This window comes from Edaphobacter aggregans DSM 19364, assembly GCF_000745965.1.
Lineage (GTDB): Bacteria > Acidobacteriota > Terriglobia > Terriglobales > Acidobacteriaceae > Edaphobacter > Edaphobacter aggregans.
Genome location: NZ_JQKI01000067.1, coordinates 1 through 23,065, shown reverse-complemented (window position 1 = coordinate 23,065; position 23,065 = coordinate 1). Strand labels below are relative to the sequence as shown.

Genomic DNA, 23,065 nt, shown 5'->3' with positions numbered 1-23,065 from the left:
TTACTCTAAGCTGTGCGGATGCTCCGATGTTTAGACTGCGCCCGGCGGAATCTGGGCAGATACATCGAGCGAGCTTCGCGATATTCTTCACGCGAGAGCGGGATGAACGCCTCGGCCGGGGCTTGAGAGGCTTTGCCGGGAGGGATGCGGGGATTTACTATGGTAGAAGTGTCCGTGAGCGAAAAGTTGAGCCTTAAAAGCTCAGCCGCAAATCACGCACCCTTTTGCCGATGCCCGCCATCCAATCACCAGGAACGGAAGAGATCCACCCCGATGTAGCGCTGGTCGCGCGAGCTCGGGAGGGGGATACAGCAGCCTTCGAGCAGCTGGTCCGGCAGTACGAACGCCAGATCTTCCGGGTAGCGCAGCATATAACGCAAAACCGTGAAGACGCCGAAGACATCACGCAGGACGCCTTTCTCAAGGCTTACGAGAAGCTGGACCAGTTCCAGGGAAACAGCAAGTTTTCGACCTGGCTCGTCCGCATCGCCGTCAACGAGAGCCTTATGCGGCTGCGCAAGCGAAAGACAAGCAAGACAGTCTCTATGGACGAGGACGTCCAGACCGAAGAGGGATCGATTCCCCGGGACTTCGCAGAGTGGCGGCCGAATCCAGAGCAGATCTTTGACCAGAACGAGCTTGGCGATATTCTTCGCCGCACCATCCAGGGGCTCCCTCCAGGGTTCCGAACCGTCTTTACGCTTCGCGATATTGAAAACCTCTCTACGGAAGAGACTGCGGAGGCTCTCGGCTTGAGTGTCCCAGCAGTTAAGTCACGGCTATTGCGCGCTAGGCTACAATTGCGCGAACGTCTGAGCAGATACTTCCGGAAGAAGGAGGGCCAAACCGCATGACCTGCACCGATTTTCTTAGCCAGCTCACGGACTACTTCGACGGCCAGATTCCCCCTGCGTTGCTTGAAGAGGTGCGGACCCACATGGCGGAGTGCCACCACTGCGAAGTGGTCGTGAACACGACTCGGCAGACGATCGAGGTCTATCGCGGTAATGAGGTGTACGATGTCTCCGACGAGTTCCGCGAGCGGCTGCACTCGGCCATCATGGCGAAGTGTGCGGGTGCCCGTAAACGCGCTTAGGTTTTCAGGGTTTCGGTTCAGATCTTTCCTGCAGTACGCAGCGCTTCGATCTCGTCATCGCGAAAGACGCGAGAGCGAATGAGAAAGCGCACCCCCTCCGGATTCTCCAGCGAAAACATCCCTCCCCTTCCCGGCACGACGTCGAGGACGAGCTGCGTGTGCTTCCAGTAGTCGAACTGCGGACGGCTGATGTAGAAGGGCGTGCCTTCGAGCGTGCCGAGCAGCACGTCCGAATCGCCGGTAAGAAACTCGCCGCGCGGATAGCACATGGGGGAGCTGCCGTCGCAGCAGCCGCCTGACTGGTGGAACATCAGCTCCCCGTGTTTGGATTTGAGCGTCTCCATCAAGGCGATCGCGGCCGGAGTCGCGATCACCTGGAGTGGAGTGTTGGTCGTAGTGGTCATGTCTAGAAGAAGCCCATCGCCTTGGGGCTGTAGCTGATGAGTTGGTTCTTCGTCTGCTGGTAGTGGTCGAGCATAGCCTTGTGGTTCTCGCGGCCGATGCCCGACTGCTTGTAGCCACCGAACGCCGCATGCGCCGGGTAGAGGTGGTAGCAATTGGTCCAGACGCGGCCAGCCTGGATGCCGCGGCCGAAGTGATAGGCGCGATTCAAATCGCGGGTCCAGATGCCTGCGCCGAGTCCGTACAGCGTGTCGTTGGCGATGGCGAGCGCTTCGTCGTCGTCCTTGAAGGTCGTGACGGAGACGACGGGGCCAAAGATCTCCTCCTGGAAGATGCGCATCTTGTTGTGGCCTTTAAAGACGGTGGGCTCGATGTAGAAGCCGTCTGCGAGGTCGCCCTCGAGCGAGGCGCGCTTGCCGCCGGTGAGGACCTCGGCGCCTTCCTGCTTGCCGATGTCGATGTAGGAGAGGATCTTCTCCATCTGTTCGGTGGACGCCTGGGCGCCGATCATCGTGGACTTGTCCAGCGGGTTGCCCTGCTTGATTGCCTTGACGCGCTTGAGGGCGCGCTCCATGAAGCGGTCGTAGATCGACTCCTGGACGAGCGCACGTGACGGGCAGGTGCAGACCTCGCCCTGGTTGAGCGCGAACATGGCGAAGCCTTCGAGCGTCTTATCGAAGAAGTCGTCGTCCTCACGGATGGTGTCTTCGAAGAAGATGTTCGGAGACTTGCCGCCCAGTTCCAGCGTGACCGGGATGATGTTCTGCGAGGCGTACTGCATGATGAGGCGGCCAGTGGTGGTCTCGCCGGTGAAGGCGATCTTGGCGATGCGCGGGCTGGAGGCGAGCGGCTTGCCTGCCTCAAGGCCGAAGCCGTTGACGATGTTCAGCACGCCGGGAGGAAGGATGTCCTGGATGAGTTCCGCGAGGACGAGGATGCCGAGGGGCGTCTGCTCGGCGGGCTTGAGCACGACCGCGTTGCCGGCGGCGAGCGCGGCAGCGAGCTTCCAGGTCGCCATCAGGATCGGGAAGTTCCACGGGATGATCTGGCCGACGACGCCGAGCGGCTCATGGTAGTGATAGGCGATGGTCGACTCGTCAATCTCGCAGATGGAGCCTTCCTGCGCGCGGATACACCCAGCGAAGTAGCGGAAGTGATCGATGGCGAGCGGAAGATCGCAGGCCATGGTCTCGCGGATGGGCTTGCCGTTGTCCCAGGTCTCGATGGTGGCGAGCATCTCGAGGTTGTCTTCCATGCGCTGCGCGATCTTCTCGAGCATGCGGCCGCGCTCGGTGGTTGAGGTCTTGCCCCACGCGGTCTTGGCTGCGTGCGCGGCATCAAGTGCGCGGTCGATGTCGGCGGCGTTCGAGCGCGGAATCTCGCACAGCACCTGGCCGGTGACAGGAGTTACGTTTTCGAAGTATTGCCCTGACGCGGGAGCCACCCACTCGCCGCCAATGAAGTTGTCATACCGTGGTTTGATTGAGACAGGGAACCCGTAGGCTCCGGGCCGAAGCGCAGTCATCGTTGCCATGTTGTTCTATTCCTCCATTGCCGCCTGTTCGCGGCGCCGGGGAATTGTAGACCCGATCAGGCACGTCTGTCATAAGCAGCGAATAAATGCTGCAAGAAGCACTTTCATTTTTGAGATAAAAAAGAGGCTCCGCGCTGGGTCGATGTCCCTGCATGCGGAGCCTGATGGCCGTGTCGCAGGATTGCAAACGATCGCGACTAGGCCTTGTGGTGCGGCGAGACCCTGCGCAGCTCGGCAAGCAGCGTGGAAGCCGACGGGGGAGCCTTGACCGCATGCTTGAAGACGATGTCCTCGGCGGAGATCTCCTTGCCGTAGATGTTCTTGTTGGCTCCATTGTCCGGGCGAACGGTCGATCCTTCGAGAGAGACGCCGGCGAAGAGGCCCCTCGCGCGCGACCACGAGAGGATCTCTGCCTTCATCACGATATCCGTCTCGGCGGTTGCAGTGCGACCGACCGGGCCGGCTGCGGCAGAGGCATCGCCACCGAGCTTGACCTTGCTGGACAGCACGGACTTCGCGCCCTTCTCATTCATGATGAGCAGAATGAAATCAGTCGCCTCGGCCCCGAGCTGGAGACCGAAGCTCCCTCCTTCCAGAGCCATCATCGTCGGTACGCTCCAGGGACCGCGGAAGCTTGCCCCCGTGCGGCACGTCATGACGCCGCGGCCATAGCTTCCGCCCACGACGAAGGCCGCCTTCTTGACCGACGGATAGACGACGACGCACTCCGCCTTGTTGAGCAGGTCATGCGGTATTCCCTTGTCCGGAGCCTGGAGAACCTCCTTCAGGACCTCCCCAGCCTCCTTCACGCGGTCCTCTTCTTTTTCCTGAGCGAATGCCGGCACCGCCAGCGTAAGGCCGAGCGCCAGACATGCAATCTTTTTCATCTCTTTCATCTCTTTCTCCTTAAGCTTCCTTCGCGTCATTGACGGCTCACGCGACTAAAAACACCGGCAATTGCAGCACTAGGTTCGGAACAGCTCGCGATCCAGGCTATGCCCGGAACGTACCCGCACGGATACGACGTAGCCTTTGGCAATACAGTTGCTTGATTGACAACGACTGGGGCCGCGGGAAAGATGCGGGGGAGTCTCGCACGCGTCGGGGGATCGGGGAATTGTAGATCCGAATCAGGCACATCTGCCATAAGTCGCCGGCTAAATGCTGTGAGAAGCGCTTTTGTACTTCAGACAAAGAGACTCCGCACTCGGGCGATGCCACCCGAACGCGGAGCCTGATGGTCGCGCGTCGATCTCAATCCGCCGCGATTATTGCTTGCGGGTCGGCGAGATCTTGTTCAGTTCCGCAAGCATTACGGATGCCGAGGGAGGAGCAGGAACCTCGTGCTTGACAACGATGTCCTCGGCGGAGAGTTCCTTGCCATACAGGTTCTTGTTTGCGTCACCGTCGGAGCGCATGGTCGATCCCGTGAGAGAGACGCCGGCGAACAGACCCGAGGCACGCGACCACGAGAGGATCTCGGCCTTCATCACGGCATTAGTCTCGGCGGTTGCCGAACGCCCGACCGGGCCAGCCGCGGCAGAGGCGTCGCCGCCGATCTTAACCTTGCTGGAGAGTACCGACCGTGCGCCCTTCTCGTTCATGACGAGCAGAATGAAATCGGTAGCCTGCCCGCCGGCCTGGAAGCCAAAGCTCATTCCTTCCAGAGCCATCATGGTGGGTGCGCTCCACGGACCGGTGAAGTTCTCTCCCGTGCGGCACGTCATGACGCCGCGGCCGTAGCTTCCACCTACGATGAAGGCCCCCTTCTTGACCGACGGGTAGACGACGACGCACTCCGCTTTTTGGACCAGGTCATGCGGTATCCCCTTGTCCGGGGATTCGAGAATATCCCTCAAAACCAGTCCGGACTCTTTGACGCGGTCCTCCTCTTTTTCCTGAGCGAATGCCGGCACCGCCAGCATCAGGCCCAGCGACAAACATGCAATCTTCTTCATCTCTTTCATCTCTCTTCTCCTTAACCTTTCGCTTGGTTGAGGGCCCACGCGACCATAAACACCGACAATTGCAGGACTAAAGATCACCGGAACAGCTCGCGATCGAGGGCGTACTTAGAGATGCCCGCCACCGATACGACGTATCTTTTGTCAATACAGTTGCTTGGATTGACAACAACAGGGGCCGGAAAGATACAAAGGGGTTTCGTGGGCTTTCGGGGGATTTTGTAAAAAAAGGAATATCCGTTGCACTATCTTCCTGATGGGCAGGCACCGGTGAAGGAGACTCGCGATGAGCGAACCTGAAGGCGATCCACGCGTTCTGCTGGCGCAGCGCCGCACGCAGATGGCTGCGCTGCGCACCAGCCAGGCGCTGGATCGCACCACGCTGGCATGGATTCGTACCACCCTGACCATGAACAGTTTCGGCCTCGGCATTATCGCCTTCTTTCGCACACGACGCATGGAGAACGAGACGCCGGCCACTGTTCTTCTGCACGAGAGAGCCATTTTTTTTGAGAGGCGCTTGTTGTCATCGGTGTCGTCGCCACCTTCATGGTCGTCCTGTTGCATCTGAGAAACCTTAGCCGCCTTAGCCGCGGGGAGGTTCCTCCCGTTGCGCGATGGCCGCTCAACGTCACCATTGGCCTGTTGCTTGCGCTGGTCTCGCTTGGGGCCTTGTGGATGTTCGCCAGCCACTGACTCTCGCCGCAGCAACCAATCCAATGGGATAGGGCATCCGAAGTTACGTACATCGGGACCTTACAGTATTCTTCTCCATCGCAAGCGGAATTCTGGCACGATTCATATCCTTTTCAGCGGCGCTTGCTGCGCGGCCCCCGGGACCCTTGTGCTTCAGCCCCCCTGCGCGATTCGTAGCGACTATCGGGCGCGAAACTGCACACCACCCACGCGACACGGCAGATGGCTATGGATCTTTCTTTACGCATCTCGAGCCCGAGACGCATCGATCTTTCTTTCTGGCTCCTGCTGTGCGTGTGCCTTCCGGCGGTCAGTGCCGGTGCACAAGGAAGGTCTTCCAGCATGGAGCTTATCGCTCCCGAGGAGCTTGCTCTGATCTCGTCCGCCGACTCTGCGGACGCTCATCCCCTTACCATCGCGCAACAAGATTCCAAACTCCCCGAGTCGCCTCAGAAGTCACCCGCAGTCGCTCCCGCGTTCGACTACCTGCGCCTGATGAGTTCGACGAGCCTGGAGGAGGGCGAAGAAGCCTTCTTGAATCAGCCACCCAGGCTGGTTTTCAATGCCGAGACGGCGATCGCAATGCAGAACGCCATGCGGACTCGGCTTCCAGCGTCCAAATCAAACAGCAACGATGCCGCGGAGCTGGCGCTGGCGCTCGACGAGCCGTGGCGCTATGAGCGCTATCACTGGAGCGGCCTCATCGCGCAGTCGCTCTTCTTCAGCGCCATCGAGGCCAGCGTTCGCATGGCCTCCGATGACCAAATCCGCCGTCTGGTCGCGCGCAAGCCTTTCTGGCACGACTACTTCGCCTCGCTCCGGCAGTTCAACATGGGTCGCTGGAACGATGGCGACAACTTCCTGGTGAATTACGTCGGCCATCCCATGCAGGGCGCGGTCGCAGCATACATCGAGATTCAGAATGATCCCACCGGCCGCCAGCAGCAGATCAGCGCCACGCACGACTACTGGATGAGCCGCTTCAAGGGCTTCCTGTGGTCAACGGCCTTCAGCGTACAGTCCGAGCTCAGTCCCTTCGGCGAGGCCGGCATCGGCAATGAGGGCGGCTGGACCTATCCCATCAACTGCCATCGGCCCTGCGCGCGTTGGAATGCGAAAACGATGAAGTCCACCAACAACACAGGCTGGGTGGACTTCATCATCACACCGACGGTGGGCATGCTGTGGCTGATGGCAGAGGATACGATCGATCGCTACATCACCGGCCGCATCCAGGGCGATCGGCGCTCGGCGGCGTTTCCCCTGATCCTGCGCGGCGCGCTCAATCCAAGCCGCACGTTCGCCAATGCGTTGCGCTTCAAGACGCCGTGGTACCGCGACTTTCAGCATGGCCTGCCGGAAAAGTACGACCTCGCGCCACAGCGACGCAGCGGCTTTGGAGTTCACATGCTGCCCGGCGACGACGAGATACCGGCGCCGCTGCGGAGACTTTCATTCGCTGCGCACTATCGCGCCATGCCGCTGGGTTCGCTGAACTCGCCGTGCGGGATCTGCATCGCCAACCACGGCGCAGGCTTCGAAGTCGACTACGCCATCACCCGCTGGATCAGCGCGAGCGTCTCGCTGGACAAGCAGGACGGCCTGATGACACCGAAGAAGCTCGCGATGAGCGAGGCCTCGGGCGCACCGGATGCGATGGGCAAGACGGTGATCGCAGGCTTTGGAGTGCGACTGGTGCGCGATCGCCCGCACAATACCTTCTCGCTCGCGATCCGCCCGGGGTTCGTCGTCGATCAGGTACACATTCCCGCGCACGTCAATACGCTCAAAGACAGCTATCAGGGGCCTACGGCGTTCAGCATCACGCACACGGCGGCCTCTCTGATGCTGGCGAACGACTACAAGATCAATCGCAAGTTCGCCGTGCGCTCATCATTCGGAGCCACCATCGTTCGCTATCGCACACCCGTTCGGGATCCCGATGGCATAGGCACGCCACCCTACATCTCCTTCCTGTCGAAGGAGAACTTCACCAACCACACCACGTGGGTCTGGCAGGGCGGGCCGGTCTTTCACTTCTAGGCAGAGAGACGGGCCAGGCAAGACGCCCGCACCCGCCTCCGCTGGCGCTTTACTGTTTGAGGAAGGTCAGCAGGTCGGCGTTGATCGTCTCCGCCTGCGCCGTGGGCATGCCGTGTGGGAAGTCCTTGTAGGTGATCAGGGTCCCGTTCTTCAACAGCTTCGCGGAGTGCGGCCCGGCGGCGACGTAGGGGACGATCTGGTCGTCTTCGCTATGCATCACCAGCACAGGAACAGTGATCTTCTTGAGATCTTCCGTGAAGTCCGTCTGGGAGAAGGCGACGATGCCATCGTAGTGCGCCTTCGCGCCGCCCGTCATGCCCTGGCGCCACAGTTCTGGATGACGGCCTCCGAGGACTTCACGCCCGGACGGTTGAAGCCATAGAAGGGTCCCGATGCGAGGTTGCGGTAGAACTCCGAACGATTGGCGGCGAGTTGTGCCTGCAGATCATCGAACACCGACTTGGGCAGGCCGAGCGGGTTGGCCTCGGTCTTCACCATCAGCGGCGGCACCGCACTGATCAGCGCTGCCTTCGAGACTCGGCTCTCTCCATGCCGCGCCAGATAGTGGGCCACCTCGCCGCCGCCGGTCGAGTGGCCGACGTGGATCGCGTTCTTCAGGTCGAGATGAGCCGTCAGCGCTGCCAGGTCATCGGCGTAGTGGTCCATATCGTGGCCGTCGGCGGTCTGGCTGGAGCGTCCATGGCCGCGGCGGTCGTGGGCGATCACACGATAGCCCTGCTTGAGGAAGAAGAGCATCTGATTGTCCCAATCATCGGACGACAGCGGCCATCCATGGCTGAACACAATCGGCTGGCCTGAACCCCAGTCCTTGTAGAAGATCTCGACGCCGTCTTTCGTTATTCTCCTGAAATTGTTGGTTGATCTCGATGTCGAAAGATTGCCGGGCAGTCATTCTGCACAAGCAGGTCACAGCCACCGCCGATCATAGCCCTGTGCCGCAGCCGTGCGCATTACTGGAAGGCTTTTCTGCGGATACCACTTTCGAGAAAGCCTCAGCAAGCGAAATCAGCTCTTGCCGTAGACAGGGATTTGAGCGCCGTTAATGACCTGCGCCGCGTCGCTCGCGAGAAAGAGGATCACGCGCGCGATCTCCTCCGGCTTGGGCCACACGGCGAAGTTCGCGTCCGGCATCGCCTGGCGATTCACTGGTGTGTCAATGATGCTGGGCAGCACGGAGTTCACACGCACGCCAGTTCCCTTCACATCGGCGGCGAGGGAGTCCATCATCGCCACCGCCGCCGCCTTCGACGCCGCATAGGCCGAGGCTCCCGCGCCATGATCCACCGCGGCCTTCGCCGCGACGTTCACCACCGCGCCGCTTCCCTGCTTCAGCATCGCCGGCACCGCCGCGCGTGCCAGCACGAATCCCGAGCGAAGGTTCAGATCCAGCATGCGGTCGAAGGTCTTCGCATCCGTCTCACACAGGTTCACGCCGCCTGCGTAGCCGCCCACTGTGTTCACCAGCACATCCAGCCGGCCATGCTTCGCCAGGATGCCTTCGATCAGCCTTGTGCCGCCGGCCTCCTCAGTCACGTCCGTCTCGACTGCGTCGATCGCCGAGGCCTGCGCTCCTGCCGCGCTCTTCAGTGAAGCAAGTCCCTTCTCGTTCCGGTAGGTCACGATAACCTTAGCGCCTTCGCTCAAAAACGCCAGGCTCACCGCATGCCCCAGGCCACCCGTTCCCCCGGCCACCAGCACGACCTTGTCCTTGAAGCTGATCTGCATCTGCTGCCTCCATCAAAACTCTCTCAACCTTCAAGGCTAGCCGCAACCATTCCTGCCACGCTACTCGAAAGAGGTATTTAATTTCCCTACCGACAGAGTTTGTTATCCTCGCCATCCGCTCTCTAGCATCAAGCGGTCTACCTGGTTTCGGTGGACTGCTGATAGTCTCCCATCTATGACGCCGACATGCTTCGATGCCATTGTCGTGGGGGCCGGCCAGGCCGGGCCATCACTCGCCGGACGACTCGCCGCCGCGGGGCGCAAGGTCGCCATCGTCGAGCGCAAGCTCTTCGGCGGAACCTGCGTCAACACCGGCTGCACGCCCACCAAGACGCTCGTCGCCAGCGCCTACGTCGCGCACAAGGCGCGCACCGCGCAGGCCTACGGGATCAACGTCGCCGGCCCCGTCACCGCCGACATGAAGGCCCTGAAGGCGCGCAAGGACGCCGTCCTGATGAAGTCACGCAACAACATCGAGACCTGGCTGCGCGGCATGGAGAACTGTGCCGTCTTCACCGGCCACGCGCGCTTTGAGTCGCCCACCGAGATGCGCATCGGTGAAGACCTCATCACCGCGCCTGAGATCTTCCTCAACGTCGGCGGCCGCGCCAAAGTGCCGGAGATGCCCGGCGTTCACGAGGTCCCTTTTCTGACGAACGTCTCGCTGCTCGATCTCGACGAGCTTCCGCGCCACCTCATCGTCGTCGGTGGAAGCTACGTCGGCATCGAGTTCGCGCAGGCCTTCCGGCGCTTCGGCAGCGAGGTCACCATCGTCGAGATGGGCCCGCGACTGGTGCAGCGTGAAGACGAAGATGTCTCCGCATCGGTGAAGGAGATCCTCGAGAAGGAAGGCATTCGCATCCGCCTCAACGCCGAGTGCATCACGCTTGCTAAGAAAGGTCAGAAGATCGTCGTGCACGTCAACTGCGCTCACGACGCCTCGCCCTCGCTCGGATCGCACGTGCTGCTCGCCGTCGGCCGCCGCCCCAACACCGACGATCTCGGCCTCGACAAGGCCTGCGTCGCCATCGACAAGCACGGTTACATTCAGGTCGACGACCAGCTCCGCACCACCGCGCCCGGCATCTGGGCATTGGGCGACTGCAACGGCAAGGGGGCCTTCACCCACACCGCCTACAACGACTTCGAGATCGTCGCCGCCAACCTGCTCGACTACGAGACCCGCCGCGTCACCGACCGCATCCCCTGCTACGCGCTCTACATGGATCCACCGCTGGCACGCGTCGGCCTCAACGAGCGCGAGGTTCGCGCGTCCGGTAAACCGGCGCTCATCGGAACACGCCCCATGACCAAGGTCGCCCGGGCAACCGAAAAGGGCGAGACCGACGGATTCATGAAGGTGCTGGTCAACGCCGAAACGAAGCAGATCCTCGGCGCCTCCATTCTCGGAACCAGCGGCGACGAGGCCATTCACTGCATCCTCGACACGATGTACGCCCGCGCTCCCTACACAACCATCACGCACGCCATGCACATCCACCCCACCGTCTCTGAACTCATCCCGACTGTCTTTGAAGACATGAAGCCGCTCTCTTAGCTATTCTGAATGCTGCGCAATGGGTGTAAGAGATAATCTTCATAGAGCCTTCCCCAGGAAAGGGCTGTTATGCCAAAACCCATCGTTGGACTCCACCACGTCACCGCCATCGCCTCAGACCCGCAGACCAACCTCGACTTCTACACCGAGGTCCTCGGCCTGCGCCTCGTCAAGCGCACCGTCAACTTCGACGACCCCGGCAGCTATCACTTCTACTTCGGCGACGACGCAGGAACTCCCGGCACCATCCTCACCTTCTTTCCGTGGCCGAACGCCATGCGCGGGACCCCCGGTGTCGGCGAGGTCACCCTCACTGCCTTCAGCGCTCCGCTCTCCTCCATCGACTTTTGGGAGCAGCGCCTGCTCGGCTTCAATCTTCCCGTCGAGCGCAGCACTCGCTTTGAAGAGACCGTACTCACCTTCCCCGATCCCGACGGCATGAAGATCGAGATCGTCGGCCACGCCGGCGCCGCGCCCGCAAACCCGGCGCGCTTCTCCCCCGTTCCTCCCGAGCACGCGCTGCGAGGCTTCTTCGGCGTCACGCTCTTCCTCAAAAAATCCGAGGAGACCGAAGCCATCCTCAACACCATGGGCTTCACGAAACGCGCCGAAGAGGGCAACCGACTGCGCTTCTCCGCCGAAGGCACGGCGCTCGGCAACCACATCGACCTTCTGTTGAACCCCGAGGGCCGTCACGGACGCATGGGCGCAGGAACCGTCCATCACATCGCCTTCCGGGCCGCCGACGACGCCTCGCAGCTCGAGTGGCGCGAGATCCTCGACAAGCACCTCCACGTCACCCCCGTACTCGATCGCACCTACTTCCACTCCATCTACTTCCGCGAGCCCGGCGGCGTCCTCTTCGAGCTCGCCACCGATCCTCCGGGCTTCGCGCTCGACGAGCCCATCGAGTCGCTCGGCGAGGCCCTGCGCATTCCACCGTGGCTCGAGCAGCAACGCACCGTCATCGAGCAGCGCCTTCCTCGCATCGAGCTGCACAAGGCCAAGGTGCTCGCATAATGACCGCTGCAACCGGAAGCATCGCGACCGACCCGCACCGCGACCAGCCTGTCCGCCACTTCGGCGCGCCGCTCAGCAGCGCCGAAGGCGTAGTCATCCTGCTGCACGGCCGTGGCGGCTCCGCCGAGGACATCCTCTCGCTCGCGCAGCCGCTCTATCGCCCGAGGCTCACGTACCTCGCTCCTCAGGCGGCAGGCCATACCTGGTACCCGAACTCCTTCCTCGCGCCCATCGCGCAGAACCAGCCCTGGCTCGACTCCGCGCTGCGCAAGGTCGAGGCCACCGTGGAGGAGGCCATCGCCGCAGGAATCGCCGCCGCACGCATCCTCCTCGGCGGCTTCTCGCAGGGCGCCTGCCTCGCCAGTGAATTCGTCGCCTCGCATCCTCGCCGCTACGCCGGATTGATCGCCCTCACCGGCGGCCTCATCGGCCCGCCCGGCATGGACCTCACCCACGCCGGCTCGCTCGCCGGAACACCCGCCTTCTTCGGCTCCGGCGACCCCGATCCCCACGTTCCCTTCGAGCGCGTTCAGCAGTCTGCGGCTATCTTCACCGCCATGGGAGCCTCGGTCACCGTGCGCCGCTATCCCGGCCGCCCCCACACCATCAGCCCGGAGGAGCTCGACTTCGCCCGCCGCCTGATGCACGACGCCTTTCCCTCATCCTGAGCCGTCACCATGCTTCTCTGCGACCCGCTTCTCCTCTCTTCTACAATCAGAACAATATGAGACACCGTTGCCATACAAGGGAAGCCATCTTGCTGTTGGCAAGTCTCACCCTTGCAGCCGCAGGCTGCAGATCGAACTCCCGGGGCGACAAGGCTGTCATCGAATTCACCCAGATCCCTCCCACGTCTCCCGGCGGACCCGACCGGGTCGCTTACGTCCGGGGGCGCGTACACGGTGTGCTTCCCGGTCAGAGGATCGTCCTCTACGCCCACGCCGGATCATGGTGGGTGCAGCCGCTCACCGATCAGCCATTCACCCCTGTCGAACCCGACGGCTCCTGGCAGAACTCCACTCATCTCGGCACCGAGTACGCTGCGCTTCTGGTCGGCCCCGAGTACCATCCCGCCACCACTCTGGATTCCCTTCCCTCACCCGGCGGCTCCGTCATCGCCGTAGCAACGGCCACGAGCCAGCCCCTACCGCCGCTCGAAGCCCGCACCGTCCACTTTAGCGGCTACGACTGGGAAGCCCGCCGCATCGCAGGCGATCGCAATGGCTCGCCCAACACCTACGATCCGGCAAACGCCTGGACCGACCAGAACGGCTTCCTTCATCTGCGCGTCTCCGGAACTCCGAAGCAGTGGCTCTGCTCAGAGGTCATCCAGACCCGCAGCTTCGGCTACGGAACCTATCAGTTTACCCTTCAGGATGTATCGCCCATGGAGCCGGCCCTCGCCCTGAGCCTCTTCACCTGGGACGAGTCCGCCGCCGGCGAGCCATCGCGTCGCGAGGTGACCATCGAGTTCAGCCGCTGGGGCGACCCCGCCAGCAAGAACGGACAGTTCGTCGTCCAGCCCTACTACGTTCCCGCCAACGTCTCGCGCTTCGAGGCGCCTGCCGGGCCCATCACCGCCTCCTTCCGCTGGGAGCCCGGCAAGCTCTTCTTTCAGGCCGTCTCCGTCGGCAGGGTCGCGCGCGAGGCCCGCACGATCGCCAGCCACCTCTTCACCTCCGGCGTGCCCACGCCCGGCAACGAACGCGTCCGCATGCACCTCTGCGGATTCCACTACTCCAAGGTTCCTCTTCAGCACGAGGCAGAGATCGTCCTTGAGAAGTTCCAGTACCTGCCCTGATCGCCGCTTTTGCCTCGCCTCGCGACTTGCAATCGCACTCGCACTGTCTTGTGTCCTGACTGCAACCGCTCGCGCGCTCGATCCCGGCCGGTCTCTCTCGCAGTACCCCCGCACCACCTGGAACATGCTCAACGGCTTCCCCGGCGGCCAGGTCAACGGAGTCGCCCAGACCCCCGACGGCTATCTCTGGATCGGCACCGACCGCGGCCTCTTCCGCTTCGACGGGCTCACCTTCGTCGACGCACGCCAGCTCGACTCCTCCATCTCCTCCTCGCTGCACGTGCTCGATCTCCAAACCGACAACGAGGGCTCGCTCTGGGTGCGGCAGGAGCGCCCAGAGCTTCTGCGCTATCGCAACGGCCAGTTCGAGGACTACTTCGCCACGCGCGACGAGAAGGAGTCCGGCGTCATCGCCATGAATCGCGCTCAGAACGGCGATCTGCTCATCTCAGCCCTCATTCACGGCAAGCTGCGCTTCAGAAGCGGACAGCTCCACCAGCTCCTGCGCGCCGCTCCCTCGACCTCGCTGGCCATCTCCATCGCCGAGACGCCCGACGGACGCGTCTGGATCGGCACCCGCGATGAGGGCCTTTATTGGCTCGACGAACACGGCATCGTTCCCGCCCCGGGCACCCTCCCCGACAAGAAGGTCAACGCGATCGTCCCCGCCGGAAACGGCCGCCTTTGGATCGGCACCGACAACGGCCTCGCGCTCTGGAACGGCTCCAAGACGACCACCGATGGAATCCCTGCCGACCTGGAGAAGGTCCAGATCCTAGCGCTCCTCCGCGACCGCGACGACAACCTGTGGATCGGCACGCCGCGCGGCCTCTTCCGTCTCGATCCCGGGGGCGTCGCTTCACGCGATCCCCTCACCGCCTCCGTCACCGCCATCTTCGAGGACCGCGAGGGCAGCCTCTGGGTCGGCTCGCCACAGGGCATCCAGTTGCTCCGCGATAGCGCCTTCGTCGCCTACAGCCTCGGAACCAGCGATCCCTCCCCCGGCGGCGGCCCCATCTATGTCGCCCCGGATGGTCGCGCCTGGATCGCTCCTTCGACCGGCGGCCTCTACTCGATGCTCCGCGGCAAGGTCACGCGCATCACCGCCGCCGGGCTCGACCGCGATGTCGTCTACTCCATCGACGGCGGCCCCAACGACCTGTGGCTCGGTCGCCAGCGCGACGGTCTCACCCACCTGAGCCTCGAGAACGGCTCTGTCACCGGAGCGCGCACCTATACCCACCTCGACGGCCTGCCCCAGAGCAGAATCTACGCCGTCCGCCGCAACTCCGACGGCTCCGTGTGGGCCGCCACGCTCAACGGCGGCTTCAGCCTGCTGCGCTATGGCAGGTTCACCACCTTCACCACCGCCAACGGCTTCCCCTCCAACTCCGTCACCGCCATCGAGAACACCGCAGACGCCACCTGGTTCGGAACTCCGCAGGGACTCGCCCGTCTCACGCACGCAGGCTCAGCCTCCGGCGCCCCGCAGTGGCGCACCTTCACCGGCGCCGACGGCCTGCCCTCCAGCGACATCATCTCCCTGCTCGCCGGCTCCTCCGGCGTGCTCTGGATCGGCACCTCCTCCGGCCTCGCCGTTCTTCGCTCCGGCCGCATCCAGCCCATAGCGAATCTCCCCGCCGGGCTGCGCGACCCCATCTTCGGCATCGCGGAGGATCAGCACGGCTCGCTCTGGATCGCCACCTCCACGCGCCTCCTCAGCGTCGACACGGCAGCGCTCCTCGCCGCTCCCCCGTCCCCGCTCCATCTCCGCGAGTACAGCTCAGCCGACGGCCTGCCCGGCACCGAGACCGTCCGTCGCGACCGCTCCGTCATCGCCGACGCCCGCGGCCGCATCTGGTTCTCACTCAACCAGGGCCTGGCCTCCATCGACCCCGCGCGCGCCTTCGCAGCCTCCGCTCCCGCCCTCACCCACATCGAATCCATCACCGCCGACAGCAACCCAGTCCCACTCGACTCCTCCGCGCGCCTTCCCGCCTCCACCCAGCGCCTCATCTTCGACTACGCCGGCCTCTCGCTCGGCGTGCCCGGACGCATCCGCTACCGCTATCGCCTCGACAGCTTCGATCGCGACTGGAGCAAGCCCGTCTCCCACCGCCAGGCCGTCTACACCAACCTCGCTCCCGGCAATTACCGCTTCCGAGTCCTCTCCTCCAACAGCGACGGCCAGTGGGGCCAACAGGAGGCCACCTACAGCTTCCACATCGCGCCAGCCCTCTGGCAGACCTGGTGGTTCCAGCTCTCGCTCGTCGCTGCCCTCGGCATCCTCACCATCCTCATCTTCCGCTGGCGCATGCTCCAAATAGCCGAGCGGCTCAAGCTGCGCTTCGAGGAGCGCCTCGCCGAGCGCACACGCATCGCCCAGGAGCTGCACGACACGCTGCTGCAGGGCTTCCTCAGCGCCTCCATGCAGCTCCACGTCGCCGCCGAGCAGCTCCCACCTGACTCCCCCGCGCGCGCCTCGCTCGACCGCGTCCTCAAGCTGATGCAGCATGTCAACCAGGAGGGCCGCAACACCCTGCGCGGCCTGCGCTCCGAGAGCAGCTCCCTCACCCTCGAACAGGCGCTCTCCCGCGTCCCCAACGACCTCTCCCCCAACCCTGCCGCCTTCCGCGTCATCGTCCAGGGACACTCGCGCTCGCTCCACCCCGTCATTCGCGACGAGGCCAGCCGCATCGGCCGCGAGGCCATCGTCAACGCCTTCCTCCACGCCCGTGCCACCGCCATCGAGGCCGAGATCGAGTACACTCCCGGCCATCTCCACCTGCTCGTCCGCGACGATGGCATCGGCATCGACCCCGAGGTCCTCCGCTCCGGCCGCGAGGGCCACTGGGGCCTCATCGGAATGCGCGAGCGCGCCAGCCACATCGAAGCCACCCTCAAGGTCTTCAGCCGCGCCGAGGCCGGCACCGAGGTCGAGCTCACCGTCCCCGGCCACGTCGCCTACCAGAACCCCGGCAGCAGTCTCCGCCTCCGGCTCAGCCACCTCTGGAACCGCCTCCGTCAGCGCACGGCGCACTAAGCTACGCGGTTGAAAAACCTCCCTACCTCCAACGAGGTACCCAAAGATTCCAACTTTCCGTGACTCGCTTTAACGCTATTTTCACTAATGTTTTCCTCAGGCACACTCCGGTGGACGCCTGAGGGAGGACACATTATGCAGCGCCTGTTCTCCACGTTCCCGAACGGATGGCCCGGACTGGGACTGCTGCTGCTGCGATCTGCCGCAGGCTCCGCAGTTCTCTATCAGTCCGTGACCTGTCTCTCGTCCAACGGCGGCTCCACGTCGCCGAGCTGGGCCTTCTCCCTCCTCGGCATGCTCGCCGGCGTTCTCCTCTTCGCCGGCCTCCTCACTCCTCTGGCGAGCACCGTCGTCATCGCCTGCAATCTCGGATTCGCCTTCGCGCCCTCGTCGGTTTCCTGCCACCCCTCCGACGCCGCGCTGGCCCAGACCATCGTCGTCGCTCTCTCCATCGCACTGCTCGGTCCAGGAGCCATCTCACTCGACTCCCGCCTCTTCGGCCGCCGCGAGATCATCATCCCCGACAGCGACCCGACCTGGCCACCCCGCTGACACCCGAGCCCCTGCAAACAAAGACCGCACCCGACCACACCAGCAGCACCGGAAAGAACTCCAGCGTATACCTCGGCTCTGCGTTATCCAGCGTCAGCAGCATCGCGCAGCGCAGCACGACGAACGCGATCATCGACCACGCCAGCGGAGCGTCCCATCCGCTGCGCCTCCATCGCCACATCCCAAGCCCGCCCAGCACCAGGTACGCAAGATTCACCAGTGCGTACGCGCCGGCAAAGGCCGTCTGCCCCGGATGCCTGCTCCACCTCCACCACTCCAGGTCGATCTCCATCATCTCGGTCCGCGGACGCAGAGCCATGTCCAGCAGCCTCGCCGCCGGCAGAGCAACGTAGTACCGCATCGGGTCGTTGGCGATCCGCTCCCGTGCAAGCGACTCAAAGCCAGCATCAAGCACCGGAGTCGCCTTCGTGTCCTTGTTGTACTCACTCAGCAGCGCCGCCGCCCGGCCGTACTGCTCCTCCGTGTCGAAGGCGCGCGTCGGAACATCGGCGATATCGATTGGCGCCGAGTCCCAGTTCCAGTACACCTCCTCGGTCGAGGCAAACTCGATCCCCCAGCTGCGAAACCAGCGCTGAAATCCGAGTGGAACCTCCTCCGCCGGATCGGTCGCATACCGCGGAGCCAGCGGCTCGAAGACGTGAAACGTCCTCCAGTTCCGCACCGTCCACGGCACCAGCGGAAGAACCACGCACACCGCCGCCACCAGCACCGGTACGCCCGCCCGCAACACCTCGCGCCGATCGCGCCACACCATCCACAGCATCGCCGGAATCACCGCAGCCGCCAGCAGTCCCTGCTCCGGCCGCAGCAACACGGCATACGCCAGCGCCCCGGCGATCCCCCACAGCCAGCCGTTCCAACCCAGCCCCGCTGCTCTCCAGCGCTCCATCCCGTAGAACGCCACCGCGATGCACAGCAGGCTCAGCGTCTCGGTCAGCGGGGCCGCAACGTAGTTCGCCGTAAACGGACACAGCGCCGCCAGCCACAACACCGCCAGCCCCGCACGCCTGCCAAACAATCTCCGCGCAAGGTCCGCGACCAGCAGACACGTCGCCAGGTCGACCACACATTGCACGACCATCACCGCCGTGTAGTGGTCCGCCCCGAAGACCGCAAACCACAGCGCAAGAAACAGAGGATATCCCGGCAGCCGGATCAACGTCGGCGCCGGCCCGTGCGGAGTCTGCGCAAAGCCGTACACCCCATGCTGCATCCAGTTCTTCGCAATGTCGCCGTAGACCAGCGTGTCCCCGGCGATGCGCGGAGCGTGCACCACGAAGAACAGCCGCAGCGCCAGCCCCGCCGCAAGCGCCGCCGCAATCCGCACTCCCGCCTTCCGTCCTTCCCATTGCATGCAAATGCATCATACTTGGGGCGATGCCCTTCGCCAGTGTCTTCGTTGACTCGCCCCACACACCTGCATAGGATGAGTTCTAGAGCATTGGTCCTAGCCCGCGGTGTGTCACTTCTTGCGCCAGCCGATGCGTCTCTTCTCCGATGAGCAAACCCATCTTCTACGACCCACAACGGAAGCGTTGGAAGCGACTAAGGGTCGTCTTTGACATCCTCGCCCTCTGCGGCCTCGTCATCGGAACCATCTTCCTCATCGGCCTCATCCGCATGCGGCCCCTGCCCGAGCTCATGCTCGCCTCGCAGAAGCGCAACTACCGCACTCTGGCCCAGCAGAAGAACCTGAAGCTCCACCGCTCCGCACACCGCAAGACCGACATCAACCCCTCCGACGTCCCCCTGAACTCCGGCGAGGGCCTGCGCGCCGCCTACTACGTCGAGGACGATCCCGCCAGCTACTCCTCCTTCCGGCAGCACATCTCGCAGATCGACCTCCTCTTCCCCGAGTGGCTCCACGTCGTCTCCCCCGAGGGCAACCTCACCGGCTACACCATCGACAACCGCCCCTACCGCGTCGTCGACGACGATGGAGCCCACCCCGTCGACCGCGACGGCAAGATCGCCGCCACCATCGCCGCCAATCACGTCAACCTCGACGTCTTCCCCCTGGTCAACAACTACGACCCCGTCAAGGGCCTCTTCCTCCCCCAGATCGCTGACTTCCTCTCGAACGACGCCGCCCGCGCCAACTTCCTCCAGCAGGTTGACCGCTTCCTCGCCGCCAACCCCAGCTACCGCGGCCTCTCGCTCGACATCGAAGCCATCCCCGCCAGTGCGCAGCCCGGCTACCAGGCCCTCGTCGCCGCCCTCTACAACGACTTCCACCCCCGCGGCCTGCGCCTCTACGTCAATGTGCCCGTGGGCGACAGCGAGTGGGACCTGAAGTCCTACGCCGACCACTCCGACGGTCTGCTGCTGATGAACTACGACGAGCACGAGACCGACTCCGGTCCCGGCCCCATCGCCTCGCAGGACTGGTTCGTCGACAACCTCAAGGCCGTCCTCAAGGTCGTCCCCAAAGAGAAGGTCATCTGCGCCATCGGAAGCTACGGCTACGACTGGACCACCGCGCTTCCTCCGCCCGCGAAGAAGGGCCACAAGCCGCCGCCGCAAAAGGTCCTCTCCTCCATTCCGCTCTCCACCCAGGAGGCCTGGCAGGAGGCCTACGACTCCGGCTCGCAGATCGACCTCGACGACGACTCCCTCAACGTCCACTTCGCCTACGACGACGTGGACGCGCACGTCCGTCACTACGTCTGGTTCCTCGACGCCGTCACCGTCCTCAACCAGATGCGCGCCGCCCGCGAGCTCGGCATCCAGACCTACGCCCTCTGGCGTCTCGGCCAGGAGGACAACTCCCTGTGGAAGATCTGGGACACTCCCCTGCGCGCCGACCCCGCCCGAGACCTCGCCCACGTCGAGCCCGGCTACGACGTCGATACCGAGGGCGAGGGCGACATCCTCCGCATCACCCGCAAGCCCCAGGCCGGCTCGCGCGACCTCACCATGGACGACGACAAGTCCGTCCCTCCGCACTACCGCATGGTCCTGCAGGAGTCCATGGAGTCCTTCCCTCTCTCCTACACCGTCACCCAGTATGGCTACCAGCCCAAAAAGGTCGCGCTCTCCTTCGACGACGGCCCCGACGCCGACTGGACCCCGAAGATCCTCGACATCCTCAAAAAGTACAACGTCAAGGGTACCTTCTTCATGATCGGCGAGGAGGCCGAGAAGTACGTCGGCGTGATGCAGCGCGCCTACCGTGAAGGCCACGAGATCGGCAACCACACCTTCACCCACCCCGACGTCTCCGAGATCTCCACCGGCCAGCTCGACCTCCAGCTCAACCTCACCGAGCGCCTCTTCGCCGCCAAGCTCGGCGTCCAGCCCCTCTACTTCCGCCCGCCCTACTCCATCGACCAGGAGCCCGACACCAACGACCAGGCCGCCCCCATCGACCGCATCCAGGGCCTCGGCTACGTCATCATCGGGAACAAGATCGACACCAACGACTGGGACGAGAACCCCCGCAAGACCCCGCAGGAGATCGCCGACGGCGTCTTCGCCCAGATCGGCCAGATGGACAAGAAGCCGTGGACCCGCGGCTCCATCATCCTCCTCCACGACGGCGGAGGCGACCGCTCCGCCACCATCGCCGCCCTTCCCGTCCTCATCCAAAACCTCCGCAGCCACGGCTACGAGATCGTCCCCGTCTGCGAACTCGTCGGCAAGACCCGCGCCGAGGTCATGCCTCCTCTCACCCCCAAGCAGCGCTGGCAGGCGCGCGCCGACTCCGTCGCCTTCTTCCTCTTCGGCTTCTTCAACAACTTCGTCGTCAGCCTCTTCTTCATCGGCGACATCCTGATGAGCGGCCGCCTCCTCCTCATCGGTATCTTCGCCATCATCGACCGCCTGCGCACGCGCAAAAACTTCGCCCCCGCCGACTACAACCCGCGCGTCGCCGTCCTCATCCCCGCCTATAACGAGGAGAAGGTCATCGCCCGCACCATCCGCTCCGTGATGATGTCGAACTACAAGAACCTCCGCATCATCGTCATCGACGACGGCTCCACCGACAACACCTCGCGCGTCGTCCGCGACACCTACCCCGCCGAGATCGCCTCCAGCCGCCTCACGCTCCTCTCCAAACCCAACGGCGGCAAGGCCGAGGCCCTCAACTTCGCCCTCAGCCAGACCGACGAGGAGATCTACATCGGCATCGACGCCGACGGAGTCATCGCGCACGACGCCATCTCCCGCCTCGTCCCCCACTTCGCCAACCCGAAGATCGGAGCCGTCGCCGGAAACGCCAAGGTCGGCAACCGCGTCAACCTCTGGACCCGCTGGCAGGCCCTCGAGTACATCACCAGCCAGAACTTCGAGCGCCGGGCACTCGACCTCTTCGACGTCGTCATGGTCGTCCCCGGAGCCATCGGAGCCTGGCGCACCTCAGCCGTCCACGCCGGCGGCGGCTACCACCCCGACACCGTCGCCGAGGACGCCGACCTCACCATGAACATCCTCGAGCAGGGCTACTCCGTCATCTACGAGGACCAGGCCCTCGCCTTCACCGAGGCCCCCGTCAACATGGACGGCCTCATGCGCCAGCGCTTCCGCTGGTCCTTCGGAATCCTGCAGGCCATCTTCAAACATCGCGGAGCCGTCCGGAAGCACCGCGCCATGGGCCTCTTCGCCCTGCCCAACATCCTCATCTTCCAGATCCTGCTGCCGCTCCTCTCCCCGCTCATCGACCTGATGTTCTTCGCGAGCGTCCTCCACTACTTCATCGACAAACACTTCCACCCCGAGTCCGCCTCAGCCGACAGCTTCCACAAGCTGCTCCTCTTCTTCGCCGCCTTCCTCATCATCGACTTCCTCACCTCGGCCCTCGCCTTCGCGCTCGAGCGCAAACACCCCGCCAGCAAAGGCGACGCCTGGCTCCTCGGCCACATCTGGATCCAGCGCTTCACCTACCGCCAGGTCTTCTCCATCGTCCTCTTCAAGACCATCAAGCGAGCCATCGACGGCAAACCCTTCAACTGGGACAAACTCGAACGCACCGCCAAGATGTCCAAACAGGCCGAGGCAATTGCGGAACACAGATAAGCGGAATGTCGGGAACACGTGATGAATAAAAATAAAGGCAGCAAGAAAGAACTTGACTCATACATAGAATCGGTCAAAGCGAGCCAGAGAAATACGATTTGGCCTGATGTTCTCCGAGGTGGCCGTTCCGTTGACGAACTCCTGTGGAAGGGGGCGCGTGATGCTCCAATGGTTCAGCGGATTGGAGTGGTGGTCTTGGCGTTTGCGTATCTGATGGTGGCGTTAGTGTTCACTTCTATGGCTGTCGAACAAGGAAACTGGTTCATGGGTACGTTTGCAGCCATACTCTTCGGAGTAGGAGGTTTGTTCATCCGAAACGCGCTCAGGAAGTAGACGGAAGACTGGTGGCCCACATCTGAAATAGTCGAGTGGGACGGGTGGCCCACATCTAAGCACACCACCACAATCGGGTGCCCCATCTTCGCGACGGCTTTATCGTCGCTAAGGTGGGACAATCGCGCGAAAGCGCCCGGGTGCTCCACGTCTCGCTTCTGAGACGTGGGAAGTAAGATGTCAGTCATCACCAAGGGTCTCGTTCGTGGGCTGGTGGCCCACCTCTGACCGCAGGTTCGA

General features: G+C 63.4%; 20 protein-coding genes. 12 read left to right on the top strand and 8 right to left on the bottom strand.

The window, feature by feature from the left end; genetic code table 11:
- Positions 1 to 230: 230 nt before the first annotated feature.
- Both Q363_RS21060 and Q363_RS21055 read left to right on the top strand, forming a co-directional pair.
- Positions 231 to 854 (top strand): RNA polymerase sigma factor, encoded by a 624-nt coding sequence (locus Q363_RS21060; RefSeq protein WP_035354458.1) that lies wholly within the window; start codon positions 231 to 233, stop codon positions 852 to 854.
- Positions 851 to 1,096, top strand: a complete 246-nt coding sequence (locus Q363_RS21055; RefSeq protein WP_035354456.1) for an anti-sigma factor family protein — start codon at positions 851 to 853, stop codon at positions 1,094 to 1,096. The genes Q363_RS21060 and Q363_RS21055 overlap by 4 nt, the downstream gene beginning before the upstream one ends.
- Before the next feature lie 17 nt (positions 1,097 to 1,113).
- On the opposite strand, the gene Q363_RS21050 is transcribed toward Q363_RS21055, so the two are convergent.
- The 4 genes from Q363_RS21050 to Q363_RS21035 form a co-directional block, all read right to left on the bottom strand.
- Entirely contained in the window at positions 1,114 to 1,500 is a 387-nt protein-coding gene (locus Q363_RS21050; RefSeq protein WP_035354454.1) for a DUF779 domain-containing protein, read from the bottom strand.
- Positions 1,501 to 1,502: 2 nt separating this feature from the next.
- Positions 1,503 to 3,032: an aldehyde dehydrogenase gene (gene adh, locus Q363_RS21045; protein WP_211256275.1), complete on the bottom strand. Its 1,530-nt coding sequence runs from the start codon at positions 3,030 to 3,032 to the stop codon at positions 1,503 to 1,505.
- 197 nt (positions 3,033 to 3,229) lie between these two features.
- Entirely contained in the window at positions 3,230 to 3,928 is a 699-nt protein-coding gene (locus tag Q363_RS21040) for a lipid-binding SYLF domain-containing protein (RefSeq protein WP_245632373.1), read from the bottom strand.
- Between the two features lie 372 nt (positions 3,929 to 4,300).
- A complete protein-coding gene (locus tag Q363_RS21035; RefSeq protein WP_245632372.1) occupies positions 4,301 to 4,999 on the bottom strand; it encodes a lipid-binding SYLF domain-containing protein in 699 nt (232 codons plus the stop codon).
- Between the two features lie 283 nt (positions 5,000 to 5,282).
- Here Q363_RS21035 and Q363_RS21030 point away from each other — a divergent pair, with 283 nt between their 5' ends.
- Together Q363_RS21030 and Q363_RS21025 are read left to right on the top strand one after the other, a co-directional pair.
- The gene (locus Q363_RS21030) at positions 5,283 to 5,567 is read left to right on the top strand and encodes a DUF202 domain-containing protein (RefSeq protein ID WP_035354452.1); all 285 of its coding nucleotides are present in this window, start codon (positions 5,283 to 5,285) and stop codon (positions 5,565 to 5,567) included.
- A 467-nt stretch (positions 5,568 to 6,034) separates the two neighbouring features.
- Positions 6,035 to 7,735 carry a hypothetical protein gene (locus Q363_RS21025; RefSeq protein WP_035354450.1) on the top strand — a complete coding sequence of 567 codons (1,701 nt, stop codon included), beginning with the start codon at positions 6,035 to 6,037 and terminating at the stop codon, positions 7,733 to 7,735.
- Positions 7,736 to 7,784: 49 nt separating this feature from the next.
- On the opposite strand, the gene Q363_RS46615 is transcribed toward Q363_RS21025, so the two are convergent.
- The 3 genes from Q363_RS46615 to Q363_RS21015 form a co-directional block, all read right to left on the bottom strand.
- Complete coding sequence (locus Q363_RS46615) at positions 7,785 to 8,051, bottom strand: alpha/beta fold hydrolase (protein WP_425387736.1); 267 nt, start codon at positions 8,049 to 8,051, stop codon at positions 7,785 to 7,787.
- Positions 8,048 to 8,539, bottom strand: coding sequence for an alpha/beta fold hydrolase (locus tag Q363_RS46610; protein ID WP_425387735.1), 492 nt, complete (start codon positions 8,537 to 8,539; stop codon positions 8,048 to 8,050). Before Q363_RS46610 ends, Q363_RS46615 begins: the two co-directional genes overlap by 4 nt.
- A gap of 222 nt (positions 8,540 to 8,761) precedes the next feature.
- Positions 8,762 to 9,481 carry an SDR family NAD(P)-dependent oxidoreductase gene (locus Q363_RS21015; RefSeq protein ID WP_035354449.1) on the bottom strand — a complete coding sequence of 240 codons (720 nt, stop codon included), beginning with the start codon at positions 9,479 to 9,481 and terminating at the stop codon, positions 8,762 to 8,764.
- Between the two features lie 175 nt (positions 9,482 to 9,656).
- On the opposite strand from Q363_RS21015, the gene Q363_RS21010 reads away from it, so the two are divergent.
- The 6 genes from Q363_RS21010 to Q363_RS20985 all read left to right on the top strand — a co-directional run bounded on the left by Q363_RS21010 (position 9,657) and on the right by Q363_RS20985 (position 17,455).
- Positions 9,657 to 11,039, top strand: coding sequence for an FAD-containing oxidoreductase (locus tag Q363_RS21010; protein WP_035354448.1), 1,383 nt, complete (start codon positions 9,657 to 9,659; stop codon positions 11,037 to 11,039).
- 69 nt (positions 11,040 to 11,108) lie between these two features.
- Positions 11,109 to 12,059: a ring-cleaving dioxygenase gene (locus Q363_RS21005; RefSeq protein ID WP_035354446.1), complete on the top strand. Its 951-nt coding sequence runs from the start codon at positions 11,109 to 11,111 to the stop codon at positions 12,057 to 12,059.
- Entirely contained in the window at positions 12,059 to 12,727 is a 669-nt protein-coding gene (locus Q363_RS21000) for an alpha/beta hydrolase (protein WP_035354444.1), read from the top strand. The genes Q363_RS21005 and Q363_RS21000 overlap by 1 nt, the downstream gene beginning before the upstream one ends.
- Positions 12,728 to 12,816: 89 nt before the next feature.
- Positions 12,817 to 13,860: a LamG domain-containing protein gene (locus Q363_RS20995; protein WP_051979096.1), complete on the top strand. Its 1,044-nt coding sequence runs from the start codon at positions 12,817 to 12,819 to the stop codon at positions 13,858 to 13,860.
- Positions 13,835 to 16,903, top strand: a complete 3,069-nt coding sequence (locus Q363_RS20990; protein ID WP_157467268.1) for a sensor histidine kinase — start codon at positions 13,835 to 13,837, stop codon at positions 16,901 to 16,903. The genes Q363_RS20995 and Q363_RS20990 overlap by 26 nt, the downstream gene beginning before the upstream one ends.
- Before the next feature lie 135 nt (positions 16,904 to 17,038).
- Positions 17,039 to 17,455, top strand: coding sequence for a hypothetical protein (locus Q363_RS20985; protein WP_051979094.1), 417 nt, complete (start codon positions 17,039 to 17,041; stop codon positions 17,453 to 17,455).
- On the opposite strand, the gene Q363_RS20980 is transcribed toward Q363_RS20985, so the two are convergent.
- Complete coding sequence (locus Q363_RS20980; RefSeq protein WP_051979093.1) at positions 17,418 to 18,830, bottom strand: glycosyltransferase family 39 protein; 1,413 nt, start codon at positions 18,828 to 18,830, stop codon at positions 17,418 to 17,420. The two genes, Q363_RS20985 and Q363_RS20980, sit on opposite strands and share 38 nt — an antisense overlap.
- 143 nt (positions 18,831 to 18,973) lie before the next feature.
- On the opposite strand from Q363_RS20980, the gene Q363_RS20975 reads away from it, so the two are divergent.
- Positions 18,974 to 22,492, top strand: a complete 3,519-nt coding sequence (locus tag Q363_RS20975; RefSeq protein WP_035354442.1) for a trifunctional glycoside hydrolase family 18/polysaccharide deacetylase/glycosyltransferase family 2 protein — start codon at positions 18,974 to 18,976, stop codon at positions 22,490 to 22,492.
- Positions 22,493 to 22,513: 21 nt separating this feature from the next.
- Positions 22,514 to 22,825, top strand: a complete 312-nt coding sequence (locus tag Q363_RS20970) for a hypothetical protein (RefSeq protein ID WP_035354440.1) — start codon at positions 22,514 to 22,516, stop codon at positions 22,823 to 22,825.
- Positions 22,826 to 23,065: the final 240 nt, after the last annotated feature.